The organism is Rahnella woolbedingensis (genome assembly GCF_003602095.1).
In the GTDB taxonomy this organism is placed as follows: domain Bacteria; phylum Pseudomonadota; class Gammaproteobacteria; order Enterobacterales; family Enterobacteriaceae; genus Rahnella; species Rahnella woolbedingensis.
The window spans coordinates 1-1,686 of the sequence record NZ_RAHH01000080.1; the positions used below are offsets into that span (position 1 = coordinate 1).

The following is a 1,686-nucleotide window of genomic DNA, read 5'->3' on the forward strand; positions in this document are numbered from 1 at the left end:
AGTGATGACCGGTGCATCCGGTGGCGTGGTGTCCGGCACATCAATCGTCACCACAAAGTTGCCCGAGTGCCCGCTGGTGTGGCCCGCCGCATCCGTCGCGGTGGCGAAGAAGGTATGTTTGCCCTCACTGCGCTCAGACGGCGTGAAGTTCCACTCTCCGTCCTTGTCTGCCGTGACCGAGCCCAGCAGCGTGCTGCCCTCGTAAATCTTCACCACGCTTTTTGCGTCAGCATGGCCGTACAGCGTTGGCGTGGTGTCATCGGTGGTGGTGCCGCTTTTAAAATCACCGCTCGAGGCACCTGCGTTGTCATGGTACTTATCAATGGTCGGAACATCCGGGCCGTCGGTATCCTGGTTTGAACCCACCAGGTCCACGGTGTAGGTGTGGCCGGTCACTTTGTGGCCGTCACCGTCCGTCGCCGTGATGTGGAAGACGTTGTTCCCGGACTGCAGTTTCTGGCCGCCCTTGAACTGATAATCCCAGGTGCCGTCCTTGCCGACGGTCAGCGTAGCAATGGTGTACGTGCTGTGCGAGACCGGGCCGTCCATGGTGATGACCACGGTGCTGTAGGGTTCGCCGGTGCCGTGCAGGCGGGGCTCGGTGTCATCGGTCTTGCCGCCGTCTGCGATATTGCCGGTGTGTAAGCCCACATCATCGACGATGTACGTAATCTCCGGCGTGGCAGACACGTCGGCATTACTGGCGACGGCCTCGACGATATACCCTGAACTCATCGGGCTCTGATTGCCGGCCACGTCCACCGACTGCGCCAGGAAGGTCCAGTCACCTTTTGTGGCGTTAATATTCTGACTGCCGTGCAGCTGGTAGCTCCAGCGCCCGTGAGCGTCCGCCACCACGCTGCCGAGCGTATACGTGTGATTAAGCGTGGCGGAGTGCACCATGACGGTGACGGTGCTGCCCGCTTCAGCGGTACCGGAAACTTTCGGCTGGCTGTCATCGGTAGCCCCCCCGAGCGCTACCGGCCCGGTGTGTAAACCTTTATCGTCATACACTTCGGTGATAACCGGCGTCTCAGCATGGGTGTCCACGGTGATGCCAAACGAGGCTGAACGGTGGCTTTCTCCGGCGGCGGTGTACACGGAGGCGCTCAGATAATGGTCCCCGTTGCTCAGGGTGCCCGGGTTGTAGGTCCAGGCTCCTTTGCTGCTGGCGGTGGTGGAGCCAATCAGCTCGCCGTTGTCGTAGATATTGACCCGGGCGTTCGCCGTGGCGTGGCCGGACAGCGCCGGGCGGGCATCGTTGGTCACGTCGCCATGGTGCAGGGCGCCGGTTGCATTGTTGGCGCCTTTGACAGCGTCCGTCACCTTATCGATGCTGACATCAGGTTTTAAATCACCGTTCACATCCGTGGTGTAAAACCGGTAAGGCAGCGAGACCAGCAGCGCGTCCGTGGCGGAGTCCTGGATAATGGTGGTGAAGATATATTCGTGGTTGGGCTCCAGCGGCGTCGGGGGGGTAAAGGACCAGTGCCCGTCAGGGCCAATCAGTGCGGTGCCGATAAACTCGGCGTTGCAGACAATCCGGATAACCAGGTCTCCGGTCGCCTCGGCCTGGTAACCGCCAATAACCGGCGACAGGTCATCGGTATAACCGAACTGACCGATATCACCGGTCTGGAGGCCGGTGTTATCAGTGGCGTAATCAATACGGGCCACGCCGGGTTC

1 protein-coding gene is annotated in these 1,686 nt (G+C 60.9%); it reads right to left on the reverse strand.

Translation table 11 applies throughout. From position 1 onward, the window contains the following. The coding region (locus D6C13_RS25255) for an Ig-like domain-containing protein (protein WP_244212816.1) at window positions 1-1,686 on the reverse strand (1,686 nt) is incomplete at both ends.